We start from the raw sequence: 21,781 nt of genomic DNA, 5'->3' as shown, positions 1-21,781 counted from the left end.
TCTTAGCTGACAGCTAGTTCGCCGGGGGATTTGCTTTGGCGACGTCGATCGCTTTCTCGCAAGTTAATCTTGCGCAATCGAATGACGTTTGGCGTCACTTCCACCAATTCGTCGTCTTCGACGTATTCCAAAGCAGCTTCCAAGAAGAGTTGGCGGGGTGGCTTCAAGATGATGTTCTCGTCGCTGCCCGAGGCCCGGACGTTGGTTAGCTTCTTTTCCTTGGTCGGGTTCACGACGAGATCGTTATCGCGAGCGTTCTCACCTACGATCATCCCTTCGTAAACATCGTCCCCTGGTGCAACGAAGAGTTCCGAGCGTTCTTGCAGAGCGAAGAGTGCGTAAGGGATCGCTTTGCCCGGAACCATGGAGATTAAGACGCCGTTGGCTCGGCGAGGCAAATCGGCTTCGAGGGGCTGGTATCCGGAGAAACGGTGGTGGATGATCGCCGTGCCTTGGGTGGCGTTGAGCATGCGTGTTCGCAGGCCGATCAGCCCCCGCGCGGGGATGGAGAATCGGAGGAGCGTGTACTCGCCTCGGGGCGTCATCTCTTCGATCTTGCCTCGTCGGTTTCCAACCATTTCCATGACGGGCCCCATCTTGTCGGTAGGGACTTCGACGTTGAGGACTTCGTACGGTTCGTGCAAAACGCCGTCGACTTCTTTCAAGACGACGCGAGGCTTGCTAATGCTCATTTCGTACCCTTCGCGTCGCATCGTTTCGATGAGGACTGAAAGGTGGAGCACGCCGCGACCACGGACAGCGAAGGCTTCGCTTCCTTCGACGGGACGGACTCGCAAAGCGACATTTCGTTCTAGCTCTTTTTCGAGGCGAGCTTTCAGCTGCCGCGTGGTGACATACTTTCCATCTCGGCCGGCGAGTGGGGAAGTGTTGATGCTGAAGATCATCTCCAAGGTCGGTTCGTCGACGCGGAGGCGAGGAAGCGGGTTGACCTCTCCTCGATTGCAAATGGTGTCGCCAATCTCGATGTTCTCCAAGCCAACCACGGCGACGATATCGCCCGCCTTGGCGTCTTCGACGTCGACGCGACCCAGCTTGTCAAACATCTGCAAGTTCTGGACTTGGCAGGGAACAACTTTATCTTCTTTGGCGACGTCGACGTTTTGACCTTTTCGCAAGGTGCCGGATTGGATTCGACCGATCGCGATTCGACCGACGTAATCCGACCAGTCCAGGTTGGTTACGAGAAGTTGCAAGGGTGCATCGGGCTCGACATCGGGGCCTGGGATGGTCTCGAGCATCATGTCTAGCAGCGGAACCATGTTGTCCCCGGGCTTGTTCCAGTCGAGCGTTGCATAGCCGCTTCGGCCCGAGGCGAAGATCACGTCGAAGTGATCCATGAAATGTTCACCGCCGAGGTCGCACAGGAGCATCAAGGCCTCTTCGACGACTTCGTTGCATCGAGCATCCGGTCTGTCGATCTTATTGATCACGACGATCGGTTTGACGCCGACTTCCAGGGCCTTGGAGAGAACGAATCGGGTTTGCGGCATCGGGCCTTCGGCGGCGTCCATCAAGACCAACGCACCGTCTGCCATTCGCACGACCCGTTCGACTTCCCCGCCGAAGTCCGCGTGGCCCGGGGTGTCGATCAGGTTGATCTTCACACCTTTGTATTCGATCGCGATGTTTTTCGAGAGGATCGTGATCCCCCGTTCGCGTTCCAAATCGTTGCTATCGAGGATCCGTTCACCCTGCAATTGCGAATCGCGGAACTGGCCGCTTTGTTTCAGAAGGCAATCGACCATCGTGGTCTTGCCGTGGTCAACGTGAGCGATAATGACGATATTGCGGATGTCGTTGCGACGCATGGATCACTGCCGGGATAATGGCCAAACTCCCGAGAGAGATTCCCGGGCGCTGTTCATAAATCAGAAAAAAGGTGGATGAAGTAAGGCCTAGGTTTCATCGCTAGCTCGGAAGCTACCGACAAGGGTTGGTGTGTAGGAGCAAATCTCCGATGCCTCGAAGTAAAGCGCCAACTCGCGTGCGGCGGATTCTTCGCTATCGGAAGCGTGAACCAAATTCATTTGACGGGAGCTGGAGAAGTCGCCGCGGATCGTGCCTGGGGCTGCCTTCAGACCGTTGGTGGCCCCGAGCATATCGCGAACGACGCGAATCGCTTCGAGCCCTTCGATCGCCATGGCAACGATCGGCGAGGAGGTGATGAAGTCCTCGAGGTTCTGATAGAAGGACTTGGAAACATGCTCGGCATAATGCTGCTTCGAAAGCTCGGGAGTGACTTGCAACATCTTCATCGCGATGATGTTCAAGCCCTTCTTCTCGAAGCGAGCGATGATTTCTCCGATCAGCCGGCGTTGCACACAATCGGGTTTCAGCAGTACTAAGGTCTTTTGCATAGCGAACAATGGTTCAAAAGGAGAGGTGCCCAAACAGACGAACAGCGGCCTTTTTCCCCGCCATTGGAATCCAAATCCTTCGGCCACTGTAAACTCGAGTATTGTTTCTATTTCCTCGCGGGTGGCTAGTTCAAAACCCTTGACATTCACTGCGATTTCGCAGATGGGCCTCGTACACTTTCGCTATCAAAAGCGCGAGATGGAACGGGGCTCGAGGCCAAATCAAGGCTCCTTTTAGGGCGATTTCTACGTCGTTAAGCAAGTGCTTTGGAGCGGCAAAATAGACTGCCACACGATAGGTTTGATTGGTAATATCTACCGCGCGAATAAGAAATTCTGTCTGCATTCTTTCCGTTTTTTTCTCCTCAAAACCGCTCCGCCGAAACCCCATGGAAGATCGAAAGCAACTTTTAGTCGAAGCGGAAACTTGGATTGTCAAGGTGGGATCTCGATCGCTCACCGGGGAGGATGGCAGGTTGGATCGAGGGCAAGTCGCGAACTTAGCTAGGCAGCTGATCCGTCTGGCCGACGCAGGCAAACGGGTTGTTCTCGTATCCAGCGGCGCGGTGGCCAGCGGAGTGGGACGCTTGGGATTGCCCGGGAGACCGACCGATTTGGCGACGTTGCAGGCGGTCGCCGCGATCGGCCAAACCCACTTGATCCAAGTCTACGAACAGACGTTCGCGGAATACGGCCGCGTCGCGGCGCAAGTCCTCCTGACCGCCTCGGAACTCGATGACCGCGTGGCCTATCTCAATACTCGGAACACCCTGCGCAGACTCTTGGAACTCGGCGCGATTCCGATCATCAACGAGAATGACACCGTCGCGGTCGATGAGCTGAAGACCACCTTTGGGGACAACGACCGCTTGGCTGGAATGGTCGCAGGTTTGCTCGAAGGGAGTTTGCTAGTCATCTTGTCCGATGTGCGCGGCCTCTACGATCGAGATCCGAGCGATCCCGATGCCCGCGTTCTTCCTCTCGTCGAACAGATCGATGAATCCATCGACGATCTCGTTCGCGATCGCAAAACCGGAATCAGCAAAGGAGGCATGGCAAGCAAATTGACGACGGCCAAGTTCGTCACGCTGAGCGGTCAAGGAGTCGTGATCGCTTGGGGAAGAGAAACCGATGTGCTGGTTCGACTTTCCCAAGGGGAAGAGCTCGGCACCGTCTTCATGCCGCAATCCAAAACGTTGGCACCTCGCAAACGCTGGATCGGGTTCTCCGCTCAGCCCTCCGGTATCTTGGTGGTCGACGATGGTGCGGTCCGCGCCATGAAAGGAGAAGGCCGAAGCTTGCTGGCTATCGGTATCCAGTCGATTGTCGGCGATTTCGGCAAAGGGGATATCGTCTCCGTTCAATCGAGCGATTCGCATGAGATCGCGCGAGGCCTAGTCAACTACAACGCGGAGCAGTTGCGCCGCATCCAAGGGTGCCGGTCCGACCGAATCCAACAAATCTTGGGGCAATGCCCGTACGAAGAAGTCATCCATCGCGATAACTTGACCGTCATCTAATTCGCGAGCATCGGATACAGCGAGCATCGGATAATCTACGAGCATCGGACCGGCAAGCCTTGTTCGCAAGCTAGCGTTCGCATTCCATCCCACGTTTTCAAAACGTATCTGTGGTCAGTCATCCAACGGTCAGTCATCCAACGCGCGAACCGTTACCGCTCGCCATTCGAGCATGTTGAACGATAGGAGAACAAATCGATTGGCCTTTCGCTCCCGCGCAGAAACTTTTGCGCCATCGGCACAGCGATTGCGTCTGTGCGAAGCATTGGAGAAGCATCTTAGCTGTCGGTATTTCGAACACGTTTGATGGAGTTACATGATGAAAGCCGGTGCAACGAAGAGTAATGGATGGGTGCGGGGAGGGATGCGATGGGGAACTCTCGCGATGGGGCTTTTGCTGACGTCAGTTTCTGCTGGAGCGGCTCAGGCAGGAAATGTTTCCGCGAAGATCAGCGGTGGGAGTTTATTCCTTTACGGCGACCGAACCGATAATACGGTGCTGATTGAATCGAACGCGAGCGGGCAAATTCGCGTCGTCGGAGGCGTCAGCGGTTCTGGGGAAGCCACAACCATTAATGGGTCGAACGCGCCGGTCGATTTGCAAGGCTGGAATAACGGCATCTACGCTTATTTGTATGAAGGCAATGATTCCGTCACCCTTCTGTCTGGCAACGTGCTCGGTGCCGTGCATTTAGACTTGGGCGCTGGCGAGGACGATGTCGTGCTGGGAGCATCTGCTCCCGAGTTGTCGGAAGCATCGCTCATCGAAGCGATTCTTTCTGGGTTGCTTCCCGCGGATCCCGAGGTGATTGCAGAATCGGGAAGCCTGCAGTTGCAACGCACGTTGGTCGTGCTCGGCGTCCAAGGAAATGATCAAGTGACCATTTCCAATACATTGGTCCGCGGACGAACCACCCTCGATCTCGGGGGAGGAAACGACAATGTCTTTGTCGGAACGGTCTCCGATACCAACACCACGGATTTCCAAGATTACTTGGTCATCGTCCCTGGAAGCGGCCAAGATGCAGTCCTGGTGAACGGTGTGTCGGTCGCGCGGGATCTGCTGATTGACGATCCATCCGATGCCGCCGACATCGGAGTGTTCGATACGGAAGTAGGCCAGAACCTCTTCGTCTTCAGCTCATTAGGTGCGGATAACATCTCGATCAATAACGTGCTGGTCGCTTCGCTCGCGAAAGTGATCGCCAAAGAAGGAGATGACTATGTCTCGATCAACAATCTGATGGCAAACCGCATGGAGTTGTTTCTCGGAATCGGGAATGACCTGTTCGAAGGGTCGGGAATCATGCTCGATCGTTTGTGGACCTACTTGGAGAGCGGTGACGACCGAATGGATCTGAGTTCCAGCCAAGTGAATACGCAGTTTGTGTATGGCGCTGGTGGTAACGATTCCATCACTCTTTCGGGATGCTCTGGAACCGATGCGACGGTGTACGGCGACGGCGGTAACGACACCCTCAGCACTCCCGCAAACGGAATTCAGAACGTTCGCTTCTACAGCATCGAGAGTCGATTGTAGAAACAGCTGTGAGCAGCTAGAAGCGAATGGTTTGAAGCGGGGTCTCGTAAAAGAGGCCCCGCTTTCTTTTTTTGACCGACTCGCGGGACCAGTGGGACCAGTGGTGTCCCTGCAGGACTTCTAATCGGAAACGTTTGGACCTGCAGGCGAGGGAATGCTAGCATTAACCGATAACAGCCTACAGGATTTATCCGGCAGGCGGTTTTTACCCAAACGGTTATATGGCTAGCGTACTTGAAGTCACAGAAAGTCCTGCGGCGAACGGGGCTGGAACGCCTGCGCAGATTGCGGGGATGTTAGGAGCTCGGATCCGTGCGATGGAGACCCGGGGGCGTCCTGATTCCCCGGCGATTTCCAGCGGGATTCCGGCGATGGATCGCTGCTTGCCCGCATCGGGCTACGCGTGTGGCAGTTTGGTGGAGTTGCTGACCGAGCAACGTATTCCACATGGGGCGACGAGCGTCGCATTGGGTTTGGCGCGAGAAGCGATCCGAAATGGGAAGTATGCCGTCTTGATCGACCCCGACTGGACGTACTATCCACCCGTTCTTCAGCGGCTGGGTCTCCCCCTCGAGCGGATCATCGGAATCCGTCCCAAGAACCACGCGGATTTGATTTGGTCGTTGGATCAAGTCTTGCGGAACCCGGCGGTCGGATGTGCGATTGCCTCGGTGGACCGCATGGACGATAGGACCGCGCGCCGCATCCAGTTGGCTGCCGAAGCGGGCGGCGGACTGGGGATCCTTTTGCGGACTCTCGAGAGCGCCCGGATGCAACCGAGCTGGGCCGATGTGCAGTGGTTTGTCTCCTCGCGAGTCTCTGGTCATGTCGAGGAAGTGGAGACCCGTTGGTTCCACTTGGCGCTGCGACGCTGCCAAGGGGGAAGAGTCGGAACCGCGTTGAAGATCGGTATCGATGCCTTGGGGAATTGGGTGGAATCGCATCGAGACGAGGTGCAGCGTGCAAAAACGGGTCATGTGCATTTGGCTGCCGAACTGGCCAGGCCAGCGCGCGTCCGTCGCGAAATCGCAGGCTGATTCCGGCGGCGAGCCGACGGACAGCAACGCGCGCGCGCCGGTCGGACCTATCCTCCTATTCCGCCGCGATCCACGCCGGGGGAATGTCGTCGCCTTCGCCAATCAAACCGCGCGCCGCCGAGGCGTGTTGCCCCATATGCCTTTGAGCCAATGCGGCCCGTTGTGCCCCGAGGCGCTGGTCCAGGAATACCAACCCCAACAAGATCTCGAAGTGCTGGTCACTCTCGCCGAGGCCGCGCAATGCTTTAGCCCTATCGTGGGCCTCGAACCAATCGACTCCGAGGTGTGGGCGGGGCGCTCTCTTCCCGAACCGCAGGGCCTGATGCTCGACATAACCGGAATACCCGACCTATTTGGGGGGGAGTCGCGGTTTGGGAGCTGGGTCCGTCAATGGTTTCGCGATCGGGGGTTTCTCACAAGTCTGGCGATCGCCAACAGCGTCGGGCAAGCCTGGGGGTTAGCCAACTACATGTTCCGCAAATCCGTTCAAGATCGATTGCTTGATTGGGAGAACCGAGGCTCCCCTCTCGCAACCGTCCCTGACGAAAGCGACGCCGCACACGAACCTTGGATTGCGATCGCTCCGGCTGAAGAAACCGACACAGGAATGTTTGCAAGGCTCCCGATCGAATCGCTTCGATTGGACTTGGTCACCACCGCGAAATTGCATCGACTCGGAATTCGCACCGTAGGGCAACTTTCCGCGCTCCCACGAACCGCGCTCCCTTCTCGATTCGGCGATCGACTTTTGCAGCGGCTCGATAGTTTGCTCTCTGGAGCAAGCGAAACGATCCGGTCGCTTCACCCGAGCCCCGATCTCTGCGTGGAGCGTATCTACGAATACTCGACGCCCCATCGCGGGGATGTGGAAGCCACGATTGGAGAACATTTGCTGCACCTATCTGGCCAGTTGAAGCTTCTCGATCAAGGGGCATTGCGCGTCGTTTGCCGCGTAGCATTGGAACGCAACGCCATCGAACTTCAGGGAGTCGATGGTGACAAACAACGTTGCGAATCCTCGACCTCAACACCAGCAGGGACCGCGAGCGTTCTGCAAATCAGTCTTTATCAACCAAGCTACGACCGCGAACATTTGCTTTGGCTCATGCAGATGCAGCTCGATTCGCCAGCCTTTCAAATCGGCGATGTCTACTGGGCCAAGGGGGTTACGACGCAAATCACGATGGCTGCCCCGATGACATGGAAGCAACCGAGCTTGTTCGACTCCGATACGGTCAAGCATCGCGATGCCATCGCCAAACTCGTCGATCAGCTAAGCGTTCGACTTGGTCGTGAACAAGTCGTTGCACCTGTCGTCTTTTCAAACCCTGCACCCGAGTGGACATACGCTTGGGTGCCGATGACAGGATGGAGACGCACAGGAGAGGAGCAGGAAACGAAGAGGAAATTGCGGAGAGCTCCGAGACGGGATTATCAATCGGAGTCGCCGATTGCGGGACCGAGCCCGCATCATGTTTGGCGACGTCCCTCGCGGTTACTGGGTTCTCCGACCCCTTTGCAAGTCACCGAATGCGACGAGAAGCAATTGCCGGCCATCGTCCGTTATCCCATGGCCAACACGCCGGTCCGGAGCTTGCAGGGGCCGGAACGCATTGAGACCGGATGGTGGTACGGCGCTATGCAGCAGAGGGACTATTACCGACTCCAGCTCGAGAACGGGGCTTGGATTTGGTGCTACTGGGATTATCGCCAGAAAGCTTGGTATCTGCATGGGATCTTCGACTGAAGCCGCTATCGCTGGAAGATTGGCAGGTAGCCCTTGTCGAGTTGGAGCATGATGAGATTGCAAGCGGTCGTATAGACTTTGTGGATCATGGGGCTATCCCAGGAGCCATCGCTCAGCTGTTCGTCTGCGATGCGATCGTAAAGTCGATCTCGAAATCCGGGCCACTCTTCTCCCCCTTGTCGATAGACGACTTGAGCGTAGTAAAGATAGGTGTAGTGCCAATGCCCGAACAAGCTATCTTCCTTGGAGATGGAATAGAGTTCTTTGCGGCAGTACGCGAGCATCTCCGGGACCTTTTTGCTGTCGTAGTCCCCGGCGTTGTAGAGAGCGGCCAAGCTCGCAGCGGTGATAGCGGGGCGAGACGATCCTTTTTGTTGGCTCGAGTAGCTGATCCCGCCGTCTTCGTTCTGGCAACTGTAGATGTAACGCTTCGCCGCCTCGATGATCTCACCTGGGACGGGAATGCCTGCATTGCGGCATCCTCGCAAGCCTTGCACTTGCGTGATGGTCGTGGAGCCTTCGTCGTAGTCATTGCCGTCTTTGGCGCTGACATAGCCCCAGCCACCTGCCGAGGTCTGTGCTTTCCCGCAGAAGCTCACCGCTCCATTGAGGACCTCCACTAAGTCATCCCGTCTGTCCTGCAGTCCCTCTTCCCCGAGCACCTGGGAAAGGAACAGCATGGCGAAGCCGTGGCTGTAGGTATAGCGTTGATCGTTGTCTGGGTCTCCGATGAGGCCGTTCTTTTGCGATTGGCTGATCAAGTAATCTGCGGTGCGGGCGATGTACTTCGCGTAAGGCCCTTGCGTGATCGTGGAGCCCTGGCAAATCATCGCGGTCCCCGCGAGCGCGGCGATGGCTGCCGGATAGGGAGGCGTGTTCCATTGACCGCGCGACGATTGGGTCTTAGCCAAGTAATCCAAACCGCGGCGGATGGTGGCTTCCCATCGCCCGTTCTTGTCCGCGTACGGAGTTGCCGCGGAAGGCTCCGGAGTGGCCGCGGAAAGCTGGGGAGCCAAGCGCGATGCGACGAGCGCGGTGCTGAAACCGGTAAGGAATTTTCGTCGCGTCGCCATTGAACGATGTGCCATGGCACGTTGCTCCCTGTTCAGGATAGGTTAGGTACCGAGATCGCCAAACAACGGGGTCGAGAGGTAGCGTTCGCCGAGCGAGCACATGATGGTCACGATCCGCTTCCCTTTGAACTCCGGTCTCGCGGCGACTTGCGCGGCAGCCCACATGTTGGCACCGCTGCTAATCCCCGCCATGATCCCTTCGCTCTTGGCCAATTTTCGTCCCCATTCGAACGAGACTTCGTCATCGACTTGGATGACATCATCGATCACCGTTCGGTCGAGGTTCTTCGGAACAAAGCCTGCACCGATGCCTTGAATGCGGTGCTTGCCGGGCTGGCCGCCGCTTATGACAGGGGATTGTTTTGGTTCGACAGCAATCGCTTTGAAGTTGGGATTCAGTTTCTTGATGTAGCGTGCCACGCCAGTAATGGTACCGCCGGTGCCGACCCCTGCGACGATCGCGTCGATTTGGCCTGCGGTATCCGCCCAGATTTCAGGGCCGGTGGTTCGTTCGTGCACGGCCGGGTTGGCTGGGTTTTCAAATTGCTGAGGCATCCATCCGGATGGATCATTTGCCACGAGTTCCGCGGCCTTGGCGATCGCCCCTCGCATCCCATCGGCAGCAGGGGTGAGGACCAAGTTCGCGCCGAGCGCACGCAGCAACGCGCGTCGTTCAATCGACATCGATTCCGGCATGGTCAACGTGAGACGATACCCCTTTGCCGCGCAAACGAATGCGAGCGCAATGCCCGTGTTCCCGCTGGTCGGTTCGATGATGTGCGTTTCCTTGGTCAGTCGTCCCGATTTTTCAGCATCTTCAACCATCGCCATCCCGATTCGGTCTTTGACGCTGTTCAAAGGATTGAAGAACTCGCACTTGGCAAAGACCGTCGCATGCTCTGCGGGCACAAGCCGATTGATCCGAATCATCGGGGTGTTTCCAATCGTGCCCACTACGTTATCGAATGTTTTACCCAAAGGCATTTGTATCTTTCTTTCCGCAAATCCTGAGAACAAAAAGGGAAAAGGATTCAGAGGGGCTCGCAGTGCTCATCGATCAAGCTCCTGTTGCTTTCGCCTCCGATACGCATTTTCGTTTCGATACCAGTGTAAGGTTTTTTCAAGGCGCAGCCCACCGGATCTATCCCGGGTCCCCTTGGATATTTCCAAGGTACTGGGCCCGGACTTCGGGGTGGTTTTTGACTTGATCTGGCGTCCCTTCGCAGAGGACAGCCCCTTTATTGATGACGTAACAACGATCGACTGCACCGAGGATCTCCAACGCAGCGTGATCGGTGATCAAGATGGATATGCCCGTATCGCGCAGCTCGAAGATCGTTTCCTGGATGCTCTGAACGGTGACTGGATCGATCCCTGCGAACGGTTCATCGAGCATAATGATCCGTGGATTGGACACGAGGCACCTGGCAATTTCGAGTCGACGGCGCTCGCCACCGGAAAGCTTCGATGCTCTCGATCGGCGGATGTGAGTGATCTTGAACTGCTGCAAGAGCTCTTCGGTTCGCTCGCGGCGCTGCTTGCGATCCACTCCGAGGAGCTCGAGCATGGCCAAGATATTTTGCTCGACGGTCAGTTTGCGAAAGACGCTCGACTCCTGGGCCAAATACCCCATCCCGCCATCGCGCGCTCGGCGGTACATGGGCCAGAAGGTGACCTCTTCCCCCATCAAAAAGACTTGCCCACGATCGGGTAGAACCAGCCCGCAGGTCATCCGAAAGCTAGTCGATTTTCCAGCGCCGTTGGGGCCGAGGAGACCGACGATTTCCGCCGGACCGACTCGCATACTGACCCCGTTGACCACCTTTCGACGGCCATAAGTCTTTTCCAAGCCAACGACACTGAGAACATCCATGTTCATCTACTTTCTCGCGACGACCCTGGGCTATCGGATCAAACCCATCCGTTGGACATTGGGAAGGAAAGGTACCGGGGCGTTCCAGACGTGTGGCCAAAATACGATGACCGCTCGGCCGATCATCAATCTTTCGGGGGTATGGTTCTCTGCCCAAGATCTCGCGTCGGAGCTCGCGGCCGAGTTATCGCCGAGTGGGAAATACCATCCTTCTTTCATAGAAAAATCGACGATCCGTCGAGACGTGGTCAGCGCGCTTTCCCCCCAAACTTTGGGGAGATTGGCGAGCGTATTGCGGTCGAGGGATTCGACGGACATCTTTTGCAACAACTGATCGATCGTGGCGCTGTGCGTCCCCTGCGCGTACGCATCGCGCGCTCCAGGCGGAATGGAAGTTCGCAATGCTTCGCTCAAATTGGGGTAATCATCGAGCCGCCCGAAACTGTGCAGCCTTCCCTGTGCGATGTAGTAGATGTCGCGGAATACCTTCGCGCGCGAAACGCGAAGCTCTCCACCGGAAATCCCAATTCCGAGGGGCGCACCATCCAAGGGATCGTCAGCGGATGCCGTCGGGCCTTTCGGTTTGCCATTAGCGACCCCCGACCAGTTGATTCGATTGGACGGGCTCCACTCCACCGCCGTGCCGTCGACCCACAATACGATCTGATCATCCACGTTGGCAAGTTTCACACGATGTTTCTTGCCCGAACGAAGCCGAGTCTCCGACTGAATCTGTTGGACGAACTCGTCTCCCGATTCGAATACATTCAGGAGTTGTCCTTCATTCTCGATCCGGGCTAACGCTTTGCCGTCGGTCAAGTTCACTTCGACTATGTGCTTCACACCCGATTCGACGAGCAGCAACGAAAGGACCTGCGAACCCGAGGACGTTTCGATTTCGAATTCGCTCGCCAAGTCTCCGGTCCAGTGAATCCCATCGGTTCCACCGGCCGCAGAGGGTTCCCCGGTGGCCATGGCACGCTCGACGGCTTCCGAGAAGCGTTTGTTGGATTTGGGATCGGTCGGCGCGGTGAAATGCGTGTTGTAGGAGGTGAAGTCGGTGATGAGCCGCGGTTGGCGAGCGTCGGGGCGAGCTGGGAAAACTCCCTTTTCCTGGATGTAGTTCCATGCGACAGGATCCACGACACGATGGTAGTAACGCAACCAACTCGGCTCTTTGGCTTCGTTATTGCAGGTGGCTGACCAAGCCTTCTCGTCCCATTGCACGACCCATTTCTTCTCCTCATTGTTCAGGGGTTGCCAAAGGCTCGGCATGCCCGCTTTGACAAGCGGCTTGGGGATGAAGTGGGTGTCGCTCACCGGTTGCAGCATCGCACCGAGGACATGCGGAGGTTTGCGTGCGATCTCGAACGGTTTGGTCGGTTGATCGTTCCTTCGGACGTAGATATCCCCTTCGGTGATTCGAATGGTTTCGTTAGGGAGCCCGATGCAGCGTTTGATGTAATTCTGTCGCGCGTTCTCGATGAACTTGAACACGATCACATCCCAACGTCGCGGAGTATTCCAGACGTAGGCTAGCTTGCTGACGAGGATTCGATCGCCCGTAAAGGTCGCTTGGTTGGCGTTCTTTGTGGGGTCGGCACCTTGCGGCTTTCGGCAAAGAGGACAAACCGTCCCGACGACGGAATGCCCGGAGATGCGAGCACCGGTTTCGGACGAGTACTCGGAACTGGCGCCGCATTGGTACTGAAATCCACATGACCCGCACACGACGTCCTTGTGGGCTCCCATCAACGTTGGGGCCATCGACCCGGTGGGAATGACGAACGCCTCGGCAATGAAGGCCTTGAAGAGGAGGGCTAGGATGAACGCGACGGCAAGACTCTCGACCGTTTCGCGAAAGACCAACCCTTTTGAGGGAGGGGGAGGAGGATCGCTGGCTACCGTCTCGGGTTTGGTCTGCTCATCCATTGCCATCAAATCGTATTTTCGCGAGGAAGCATCGAAGATTGTGAAGAGGGGAAGTACGTCAGTATACCTGCAATCCCATCCCCAACGCAGCGCTGGATCCCTGCCAAGCGGGAAAGAAGCAAAAGCTAGCAATGCATCCTGAAGAAGACGCCGTTGGCGACACTTTTATGAAGCGAGTTCCTGCACAGCTTGCGGCACGGTCTGCTGAGCCACTCTGGGGGACCCCGGAACTCGGCTCGCCTCGCTCGAGACTTGCACATTCTCGAAACCGTTGATGACCGATTCGATCGACGGCTGCAGCTCCACCAACATATCGGACAAGTAAGCGAGTACGTCGTAGGTGGCAGGCCCCTGATACTTGCCGATGATTTCCAGCCGGCCGAGGATCCGGCCTTCGGATTCGATCGGCAGCTTGACCTGCCATCGGTCTGCGATTTCGGGCATGCTGTTCACATTCCAGTTGGCATGAAAGCCTTCGTGGAGCCATGGCATGTTGAGATCGAGGGAGATTTTGGCGAGCGAATGTTTTTCGGCGAACTCGACAAAGGTGCTCCAGACGATCTCCCATTCGCGCGACCCCTGCAATCGAACTTTCTGGATGCGGACGGTATTTTCCGCCAAGCCGCGACGGGCCAAAAGACTTTTGGTAAAGCACCACACTCGCTTGCAAAGCAACTCCAGTTCGGCAAATCCGAAGGCGCGTGTTGCGATCAATAGCCCCATCGCTAAGAGGATGGCTGCTACGGCGATCAGATCCGTCCCGGCCAGGACACTCAATACGGCCCCGCCCGATGTGACGACCGACAGCAGGGTGATAGCTCCGACCAACCATTGATTGCGAATACCCAGCCTCATCAAGTTGTGATGCAAGTGTCCGCGGTCGACAGTGAAGACGCTTCTGCCGGTGAGCTTCCTACGAATGATGGCCATCGAGGAGTCGAAGAGTGGAATCGCCATGAGCGCGACGGGAACCATGATAGGAAGAGGCGTGTTGCCGCTCACGGAACATCGCATCGCGAGCACGCCCAACACCAATCCAACCAGCATGCTCCCCGCGTCTCCAAGAAAAACCTTGGCTGGGGGCAAATTGAAAAACAGAAAGCCGAGAAGCGCTCCTGCCATGCTCGCCGCGAGAATCGATTCCACAGCGTTTCCTGTCCAGTAACCGATTGCGGAGAGGGAGGCGCATGCGATCCAGCCGACAGATGAGCAAAGGCCATCCGCTCCATCGATCAAGTTCACCGAGTTCACCGCCAACAAAAGCCATCCCAAGGTAACAGGGACGACAAGGACACCTAGTTCAAACTCCCACCCGAACAAACTCAAGCGCGGAATGGTAAAGCCGAAGGCGATCAAGGAAGCGCAGATGAGGACTTGCCCTGCTAACTTTTGTCGACCTCTCAAGCCGATGCGGTCGTCGAGCACTCCTAACGCGACAATCGATATCGCGCCGAGGGTTAACGAGACGGCTTGATAGATGTTCGAAGTCGATGCCGATGCGATGTCTTCCCGAACACCGAGCATGAGTGCGACGCTCGCGATCAGGCTGATCAAGACTGCGACCCCGCCACAAAGGGCCACCGGCTCTCGATGCAATTTGCGATGCGAATCAGGATGGTCCACCAACCCAACGCGCATCGCGACCCGACGCGCGATGGGAGTCACGACCAGAGAGATGAATAAAGCAATCGTGAGGGCTACTAGTGGGTAAATCATTGGTGCTAACAACACGATGAGGGTCGAGGGTGCAGAATCAAGGCACCGGGCATACCTGCGGTTGCTACCAACCATTCTCGCTGCACTCCCCTCATGATCCTCACCCCTTACCTGTCCGTCTAGGTCTTCGTTCGAGAAGTATTCGTAAAAGTTAATGCTACAATTCGGATCTCCCTCGCAACCGATACAGATTACCAGGTGAATGGATCAGATCTTCGTTGGGGCACCAAACTTCGATTTGAAACCTCGGTTCTATGACCTACGTGCGTGCCGATCCGGATCGCTGTAGATGGAATTGTCCGCCATCACCGATCGGGGGCTCAACTGGACGGGATAAGGAAAAAGAATGGATCGCCGCAAGTATGACGAACTGGTTTCCACGTTTTTTGAGTGGCAGCAACCGGCGATCACCCAAATCTTCAGCGAATTGCTCGCTGCTGCGGCTGCGGAATCGGCGATGATCCCCTCGGCCATCATGAGCCAGAATTATGAAACGGCCCGAGCGAATCCCGAAATTCACAACTTGCCGGGGAATCTCAAGGACGCCCGCGATGTGATATTCCCCTACTTTTGGGGAACCGATAGCTGGAACAATCCGCTTCATTTGGAGAATGTGCGCGGTCCCGCCAACAATGCCTCGCTCATCGGCATGCTGGCCTGCTTGCTGAAAAACCCAAATTTGTGCACGGATCGCTACAGCCAACGCTCCAACGAGTTGGAGGTCAAGGCGATCACGACGTTGGCAAACTTGATCTTCTATCACACCGACGATCCTTGGGGCGTTTTTACGATCGGGGGTACCATCTCGAATCTATACGGCGCGAAGATAGGTCTGGAGCGGGTTCTCCCCGGTGCGATGCGAACGGGGTTGGGGGCCGAACGGATTGTCGGGATCAGTTCCCAAGCCAGCCACTATTCCAATCAAACCGTCGCCGGCTGGCTCGGGATCGGAACCGAAAATCTGATCGAGATCCCAACGGATGAAAATCTTTCCATGCGGATGGATTTATTGTCGGAACAACTCGATGCACTTTATCAGACTCGCACTAAAGTAGCCTACATTTGTTGCACGTTCGGAACCACCGATGGATTTGGTTTTGACGATATCGAAGCGGTTCACCATCTCCTGCATCGGAAGGCCGCGGAGTACGACATGGTGGTTCCTCAACTGCATGTCGATGCCGCGGTCGGCTGGGCACTCTCGATGTTGAGCGATTACGACGTGGGTGAGAATGGTCTTTCGTTCGATACCGAAATCCTTGGGCTTGTCAGCTCGATCCAGTCCAAGAACCAGGGGCTTCGGTTCGCCGATTCCGTCACGATCGACTTTCACAAGATGGGGCGAGGTCATTACCCCGCCAGCGCATTCATCGTGAATCGACGCGAAGATCTGAAATACTTGGCGAGGACCGTTTCTGATACACCTTACTTTTCGGATGCCAACGCGAGCCGCGATCCAGCTTTGTTTACGTTGGAGTGCTCGCGTCCCGCGCTGGGTCCCTACAGTGTGATCGCGTCCCTCAACGGTATCGGTTTGACCGGTTGGCAAATGCTCTTGGCTCGTTCGTTGGAATTGGCGCACCGATTGAAGACGAAACTGGCCCAATTGGAGTATTGCAAAGTTCTCAATGCGGGCACCCCGGGAGCCAGCGTCAATTGGTGGGTATTCCCAAAAGGTCGCAACGCAGAGGAGATCTACCAACAACTGGTACGCAACGAACTAACCCTTGAGCAACGACATCGATACCTACCCGAGATTCGCCGTCTCTATGACAAGAGAGCGAAGATGATGGATTCAGCGATCGATGCTCGGCTCGGATTTACCACCAGTTTCGGTTATTGCCCGCACGGCATCGATATCCCCGCATGGAAAGCTGTCTTCTTTAATCCCAAAACGACCGAAGCGATGGTCGACCGCATTGTCGAAAGCATTGAAGAACTGTAGCGGTTGCTGCCGGGAAATCTCGTTCTCATGGCAACTTCGCAACATCGCGGAGCTTGGCTCGATGGCTTCCCCTCGCAGCACATCTCATTCGCTACAATTTTGTCGCTCGAACACTCACCCCGATACCAACCCCCCAGGAACGATCATCATGCCGAAGACATTGTTCGCAGTCGCACTGACTGCTTTATGCGCTTTTCCCATCGCCCCCATGTCGCCCACTGCTTGGGCGCAAGAGCTAGTTAAAGTCGCCGAAGAGTTCATCTACGAGAAAGCTCCTTTTCCGAGTTGCCATGCTTCTACCATCGAAGAGGCCGCGGACGGTACCTTGGTCACAGCGTGGTTCGGCGGTCTCCACGAAAAGTCCGATGATGTTGGCATTTGGGTGTCTCGCTATGAGAAGGAGCAATGGACTGCACCGGTGGAAGTAGCCAATGGTATTCAGTTCCAATGGGCCACGCCGCAGCGGGTCGGGATGGGTGAAAAGGCAAAGACAGTCGATGTAAAACGCGTTCCGACTTGGAATCCCGTTCTCTTTCAGCCTTCCAATGGCCCGCTTCTTCTCTTTTATAAAGCGGGCCCTAACCCGGACGCTTGGTGGGGGATGCTCTCGCAATCCAGCGACCACGGGAAGACTTGGAGTCCCAGTGTCCGGCTCCCAGACGGAATTTTGGGTCCGATCAAAAACAAGCCGATCGAACTGGCCGATGGAACGATCCTATGTCCAACCAGCAATGAAACACCGGACGCTAAGAGCCAATGGACCGTGCACTTCGAGTGGACCAAGGATCTGGGCAAGTCCTGGACTAGGACGCCACCTCTGAACGATCCCACGCGATTCGGCGCCATCCAACCTAGCATTCTCAAGTTGGGTGGCGATCGACTTTTGGCGCTGGGCAGAAGTCGTCAGGGGAAAGTCTTTCAAATGGAATCGAGCGATTTGGGCAAGACCTGGGGCGAAATGAGTTTGATCGATCTCCCCAATCCCAATTCTGGGACCGACGCGATCACGCTTCGCAGCGGCATCCACCTCTTGGTCTATAACCATGTCACCAAGGAGTCGCAGGAATGGGGGGGACGGCGATCTCCACTCAACGTCGCCCTATCTGCCGATGGGCGATCCTGGAAACCAGTCTTGGAACTGGAAAACGAACCGAAGAAAGAGTTCAGCTATCCGGCGGTGATCCAAACACGCGATGGCAAAATCCACATCACCTACACTTGGTTGCGTGAAAAGATCAAGCATGTTGTGTTGGAACTAAAGCCCTGATCTGCCGGGGTACTCTATCTAGGGCGTCCACCATCGATTCAGTTGTTCCGTCAGTCGAGCTAGCTGCTGCGGCTCTTGGTCCGCAAGATTCTTGGTTTCCGTCGGATCGGCCAAGATATCGTAAAGCTCGGGCTTTCCGTCAGGTTCGTTGGTGGGATCAGGGAGGATGAGCTTCCAGTTTTGATCGATACACCAACGCCAACGAACGTTCTTCTCAGGACGGTTCAAGTCGATAGCGTTATGAGTGAAGCATGCCCCCTGCAGCGTTTTTCGGCTCGCGAGCGCTTTGGCGTCGAGCAGATCGATGCCCGGCAATCCCTCGGGAACGGGCATCCCGAGCGCCTTCCAAAGCGTGGGAGCCAGGTCGATGCTTTGCGCTAGTTCCTCGCTCTGCTGGGGCGCGATTTTACCCGGCCAGCGAACCATGATCGGGGTTCGCAACCCACCATCATATGGGGACTGCTTCGACTTCGGCGCATAGCGAGGGCCATCCGTATTCTGGATCCAGCCGTTGTCGGCCACGTACACCACGATGGTGTTGTCTGCGAGTTTGCGATCGTCCAAACTCTTGAGCAGCTGCCCGACCGTTTCATCAAACCATTCGACCATCGCCCAATACTTGGCCACATGGATGCTCGGGTGCAACTTTTTGTATTTTTCCAGAAGGCGTTCAGGAGGGGTGTGCGGATCGTGGGGAAGCATGGGCGCATACCAAACCAGGAAAGGCTTGTTCTTTTCGGTGCATTCGTCGAGGAATGAATCGATCGGCTCCATCGTCTTTCTTCCGATCGCGAGCCCATCATCTCCGTGCCGACCACCGCGGGTCATGCCGTGGGTGAATCCCCCTTGCTGATACTCCCCTTGCCACCATTTGCCGGTCTGAAGTGTGAGGTAACCGTTTTCGCTTAAGGAACGAGCCAGAGTGGGGACCGCTCGCATATGGGCATTCATCGTCTCGCGTCCAACTCGAAACGCTTCCGACGCTTGGAACTGCCCCGGCTTCATCCCCGCAACCAATGGCGGATCGTTCGAGGTGATTTTGTGCTGGTGGGGGTAACGACCGGTAAGAATCGTCGCCAAACTTGGGCAGCAAAGGCTGGAGGGAACATACCCGCGGCGAAAGGTAAGGCTCTCGGCAGCCAGCCGATCGATGTTCGGCGTCTGGATGTGCGGATGCCCCATAAATCCGTAATCGGTCCAAGCGTGGTCGTCGGAAATGATCATGACCACATTCGGCGGAGCGGACTGGGCAATCGTTCCCAAAGCAAGCAGAGCAATGCCGAAGCTGGCAACTAAATGGAACCATCTGCCGGCGCAGAAGGTTTGGCGAGCCCGCGTTCGAATCATGGTGAGATCATTCCCAAAAGGAGGAGGGGTGGAGGAATTCAATAGACGAAAACCGCGAGACAATGCGATGCCTTCGATGTTGTGATCGGGGTAGCAAAAGGATATTCTAGTCGGTTGTATTCAAGTTTGTGACTGGCTCAATTCGTGACTGGCTCAGCGTGTGATCAGCCTAGTGCCAAGGACCGGCGAGCCTCACGGAAGGGCGAGTAGCGATGATAGGCGAGCTGGGCTTTAGGCGAGCAGCGCTAAAGAGTGGTCAGCCCGATTGGGATCTTTTCGCTGTGTGTTATGAACCGTGTGTTCTTGAAGCTGTGTGTTTTTGGAAAAGGAGCGTCCGGCCCCGGGCGATCGTGCATGCGACAGTCTTTCTTCTCTATAGGTTCATCCCTCTCGCTCGGTGCAATCCTGTTGCTCGGTGTTCCCGTCTCCTCGCATGGGAACGATTCCGCCCAGCCGATCGCAGTCAAAGCGGTGGACATCGGACAAAGGATTCCTGACGGGCGATGGACGGACTATCAAGGTAAAGAGTGGAAGACGGAAGAGTTTCGAGGGAAAAAAGCGGTCGTCTACGCGTTCCTCGGGACCCAGTGCCCGTTGGCCAAAATGTACTCGGCCAAACTGGTCGAGCTGCAAAAGCAGTTAAACGGGAAGGAGGTCTCATTTGTGGCCGTCGATTCCAACGTCCAAGATAGCTTGGCCGAAATGGCGGCCCATGCTCGCAAATACCAAATCGAATTCCCGTTTGTGAAAGACCCCGATCAACGTTGGGCGGATGTGTTGGGTGTCACACGAACCCCCGAAGTCTGCGTCGTCGACGAAAAAGGACGCTTGGTCTACCGAGGAATGATCGACGACCAGTACGGTATCGGCTTTCTACGCGAGCAGGCCAATGAACAGCCGCTCGTCGATGCAATCGAATCCGTGCTCGCAGGTCGCGTCGTCGAAACCCCCATCACCAAAGCCCCTGGCTGCTTGATCGGTCGCAAACGATCGCAGGCCGATTCGGCGGACGGTGCAGCGGCTAGTTCCGTGACTTATGCGGAGCAAGTCAGCCGCATTCTGCAGAAACGATGTGTCAGTTGCCATCGCCCGGATGAAATTGGGCCGATGGATCTTTCGAATTATGAAGACGCCTCCTCCTGGGCCGACATGGTCCTCGAAGTGGTCCGCGAGGGACGCATGCCTCCTTGGCATGCCAGCCCCGACCACGGTCAGTTCGCAAACGACCGACGCATGACCCAGGAAGAAATCGATACCCTCGAAACGTGGGCCTCTCTCGGTACCCCTCGCGGAAATCCAGAGCGAGAACCGGAACCTCTGTCGTTTGTCGAAGGATGGCAATTGGCTTCCACGCCCGACCTCGTCGTGCCCATGGCGAAGGAACCCTTTCGTGTTCCCGCGAAGGGGGAAGTGAAATACCAATACTTTGTTTCCGACTTGAACAACTCGGAGGATATTTGGGTTCGAGGAATGGAGATCGTCCCGGGGAATCGAGCGGTGGTGCACCATGTTCTGGTCTTCGTTCGCGACAAGAACGACAAGAAGAATCGGGCCTTCGGTGGCGAGCGCGGCTTTTTAGTCGGCTACGTTCCGGGGACACGCGTCGAAAGGATGCCCGAGGGAATGGCAAAGCGAATTCCCGCCAACAGCGAGTTGGTCTTCCAAGTCCACTACACGCCCATCGGAACCGCGCAAGAAGACTTGAGCAAAGTCGGCTTCTGGTTTGCAGACAAAGCCTCGATTACCCATGAGGTCCAAACGACTAGCTCGGTTCAAACCAATCTTCGCATTCCTCCGAACGAAGCGAACTACAAAACCGCAGCGATGCTCCCCGAGGAACTCCCTGCATGCGATCTCCTTTCGATGAGCCCGCACATGCACCTGCGAGGGAAAGCGTTCCGGTACACGGCCGTCTATCCAGACAAAAACCGAGAAGTTCTCCTCGATATCCCCGCATACGATTTCAATTGGCAAACCGAGTATCGGCTCGCGACCAAGAAACCGCTCCCGGCAGGAACCCGTATCCTTTGCGAAGCGGTGTTCGACAACTCCACCAAAAACCTTAATAACCCCGACCCCACCAACTGGGTGGCTTGGGGGGATCAAACGTACGAAGAGATGATGATCGGCTACTTCCACATCGCCGTGCCCATCGATCCCAAAACGGGAGTTTCCAAGCCGCTTGAGAAAGTGGGGCGCGGTACCTCCCCCACCCCTTCGCAAATCTTCAACTTCCTGGATACCGACGGGGATGACAAGCTGTTGAGAGACCAAGTCCCAGAGCGGATGTTGCCTTTGTTCGATCGCCTCGACAAGAACCGAGACAAAGTCCTCGAACGAAGTGAATTACCGCCGGGGTGAGTCGCCTAGCAAGCGACGTTCGCTCTCAGGCGAGTGACGGGGTTT

Annotated in this window: 15 protein-coding genes; 7 read left to right on the top strand and 8 right to left on the bottom strand. The window is 56.2% G+C overall.

Annotation, left to right across the window (positions count from 1 at the left end; all coding sequences use genetic code 11):
- Positions 1-2 precede the first annotated feature (2 nt).
- On the bottom strand, positions 3-1,829 hold the full coding sequence (gene typA, locus VN12_RS12715; protein ID WP_146677195.1) for a translational GTPase TypA: 1,827 nt from the start codon (positions 1,827-1,829) through the stop codon (positions 3-5).
- Positions 1,830-1,916: 87 nt separating this feature from the next.
- On the bottom strand, positions 1,917-2,378 hold the full coding sequence (gene ndk, locus VN12_RS12710) for a nucleoside-diphosphate kinase (protein ID WP_146677194.1): 462 nt from the start codon (positions 2,376-2,378) through the stop codon (positions 1,917-1,919).
- 389 nt (positions 2,379-2,767) lie between these two features.
- Here ndk and proB point away from each other — a divergent pair, with 389 nt between their 5' ends.
- From proB to VN12_RS12690, 4 genes are all read left to right on the top strand, one after another.
- Positions 2,768-3,898, top strand: coding sequence for a glutamate 5-kinase (gene proB / locus VN12_RS12705; protein WP_146677193.1), 1,131 nt, complete (start codon positions 2,768-2,770; stop codon positions 3,896-3,898).
- Between the two features lie 316 nt (positions 3,899-4,214).
- Complete coding sequence (locus VN12_RS12700; protein ID WP_146677192.1) at positions 4,215-5,438, top strand: hypothetical protein; 1,224 nt, start codon at positions 4,215-4,217, stop codon at positions 5,436-5,438.
- Between the two features lie 221 nt (positions 5,439-5,659).
- Positions 5,660-6,475 (top strand): ImuA family protein, encoded by an 816-nt coding sequence (locus VN12_RS12695; protein WP_146677191.1) that lies wholly within the window; start codon positions 5,660-5,662, stop codon positions 6,473-6,475.
- Positions 6,399-8,222 carry a Y-family DNA polymerase gene (locus VN12_RS12690; protein ID WP_168164376.1) on the top strand — a complete coding sequence of 608 codons (1,824 nt, stop codon included), beginning with the start codon at positions 6,399-6,401 and terminating at the stop codon, positions 8,220-8,222. Before VN12_RS12695 ends, VN12_RS12690 begins: the two co-directional genes overlap by 77 nt.
- A 5-nt stretch (positions 8,223-8,227) precedes the next feature.
- Here VN12_RS12690 and VN12_RS12685 read toward each other — a convergent pair whose 3' ends face one another.
- The 5 genes from VN12_RS12685 to VN12_RS12665 form a co-directional block, all read right to left on the bottom strand.
- Positions 8,228-9,310: a prenyltransferase/squalene oxidase repeat-containing protein gene (locus VN12_RS12685; RefSeq protein ID WP_240491412.1), complete on the bottom strand. Its 1,083-nt coding sequence runs from the start codon at positions 9,308-9,310 to the stop codon at positions 8,228-8,230.
- A gap of 27 nt (positions 9,311-9,337) precedes the next feature.
- Positions 9,338-10,279 carry a cysteine synthase A gene (gene cysK / locus VN12_RS12680; RefSeq protein ID WP_146677189.1) on the bottom strand — a complete coding sequence of 314 codons (942 nt, stop codon included), beginning with the start codon at positions 10,277-10,279 and terminating at the stop codon, positions 9,338-9,340.
- 157 nt (positions 10,280-10,436) lie between these two features.
- Entirely contained in the window at positions 10,437-11,174 is a 738-nt protein-coding gene (gene lptB / locus VN12_RS12675; RefSeq protein WP_205855254.1) for an LPS export ABC transporter ATP-binding protein, read from the bottom strand.
- A 24-nt stretch (positions 11,175-11,198) separates the two neighbouring features.
- A complete protein-coding gene (gene lepB / locus VN12_RS12670) occupies positions 11,199-13,100 on the bottom strand; it encodes a signal peptidase I (RefSeq protein ID WP_168164375.1) in 1,902 nt (633 codons plus the stop codon).
- A gap of 165 nt (positions 13,101-13,265) precedes the next feature.
- Complete coding sequence (locus VN12_RS12665; protein WP_168164374.1) at positions 13,266-14,831, bottom strand: MraY family glycosyltransferase; 1,566 nt, start codon at positions 14,829-14,831, stop codon at positions 13,266-13,268.
- 331 nt (positions 14,832-15,162) lie between these two features.
- On the opposite strand from VN12_RS12665, the gene VN12_RS12660 reads away from it, so the two are divergent.
- A complete protein-coding gene (locus VN12_RS12660; protein WP_146677185.1) occupies positions 15,163-16,761 on the top strand; it encodes a pyridoxal phosphate-dependent decarboxylase family protein in 1,599 nt (532 codons plus the stop codon).
- Positions 16,762-16,909: 148 nt separating this feature from the next.
- Complete coding sequence (locus VN12_RS12655; protein WP_146677184.1) at positions 16,910-18,028, top strand: sialidase family protein; 1,119 nt, start codon at positions 16,910-16,912, stop codon at positions 18,026-18,028.
- An 18-nt stretch (positions 18,029-18,046) separates the two neighbouring features.
- Here VN12_RS12655 and VN12_RS12650 read toward each other — a convergent pair whose 3' ends face one another.
- Positions 18,047-19,375 carry a sulfatase gene (locus tag VN12_RS12650; RefSeq protein ID WP_146677183.1) on the bottom strand — a complete coding sequence of 443 codons (1,329 nt, stop codon included), beginning with the start codon at positions 19,373-19,375 and terminating at the stop codon, positions 18,047-18,049.
- A gap of 354 nt (positions 19,376-19,729) precedes the next feature.
- On the opposite strand from VN12_RS12650, the gene VN12_RS12645 reads away from it, so the two are divergent.
- On the top strand, positions 19,730-21,736 hold the full coding sequence (locus tag VN12_RS12645) for a redoxin family protein (RefSeq protein WP_168164373.1): 2,007 nt from the start codon (positions 19,730-19,732) through the stop codon (positions 21,734-21,736).
- Positions 21,737-21,781: the final 45 nt, after the last annotated feature.

It is taken from the genome of Pirellula sp. SH-Sr6A, assembly GCF_001610875.1.
Lineage (GTDB): Bacteria > Planctomycetota > Planctomycetia > Pirellulales > Pirellulaceae > JBKCUI01.
Note: the sequence above shows the minus strand (reverse complement) of the source record. Positions and strands in the feature narration are given on the sequence as shown.

What these genes read in the sequence shown, in the direction of transcription:
- lptB (WP_205855254.1), bottom strand. Translation starts at nt 11,174, where the DNA reads ATGAACATGGATGTTCTCAGTGTCGTTGGCTTGGAAAAGACTTATGGC.
- cysK (WP_146677189.1), bottom strand. Translation starts at nt 10,279, where the DNA reads ATGCCTTTGGGTAAAACATTCGATAACGTAGTGGGCACGATTGGAAAC.
- ndk (WP_146677194.1), bottom strand. Translation starts at nt 2,378, where the DNA reads ATGCAAAAGACCTTAGTACTGCTGAAACCCGATTGTGTGCAACGCCGG.
- VN12_RS12650 (WP_146677183.1), bottom strand. Translation starts at nt 19,375, where the DNA reads ATGATTCGAACGCGGGCTCGCCAAACCTTCTGCGCCGGCAGATGGTTC.
- VN12_RS12695 (WP_146677191.1), top strand. Translation starts at nt 5,660, where the DNA reads ATGGCTAGCGTACTTGAAGTCACAGAAAGTCCTGCGGCGAACGGGGCT.
- typA (WP_146677195.1), bottom strand. Translation starts at nt 1,829, where the DNA reads ATGCGTCGCAACGACATCCGCAATATCGTCATTATCGCTCACGTTGAC.
- VN12_RS12655 (WP_146677184.1), top strand. Translation starts at nt 16,910, where the DNA reads ATGCCGAAGACATTGTTCGCAGTCGCACTGACTGCTTTATGCGCTTTT.
- lepB (WP_168164375.1), bottom strand. Translation starts at nt 13,100, where the DNA reads ATGGATGAGCAGACCAAACCCGAGACGGTAGCCAGCGATCCTCCTCCC.
- VN12_RS12660 (WP_146677185.1), top strand. Translation starts at nt 15,163, where the DNA reads ATGGATCGCCGCAAGTATGACGAACTGGTTTCCACGTTTTTTGAGTGG.
- VN12_RS12700 (WP_146677192.1), top strand. Translation starts at nt 4,215, where the DNA reads ATGATGAAAGCCGGTGCAACGAAGAGTAATGGATGGGTGCGGGGAGGG.
- proB (WP_146677193.1), top strand. Translation starts at nt 2,768, where the DNA reads ATGGAAGATCGAAAGCAACTTTTAGTCGAAGCGGAAACTTGGATTGTC.
- VN12_RS12645 (WP_168164373.1), top strand. Translation starts at nt 19,730, where the DNA reads ATGCGACAGTCTTTCTTCTCTATAGGTTCATCCCTCTCGCTCGGTGCA.
- VN12_RS12685 (WP_240491412.1), bottom strand. Translation starts at nt 9,310, where the DNA reads ATGGCACATCGTTCAATGGCGACGCGACGAAAATTCCTTACCGGTTTC.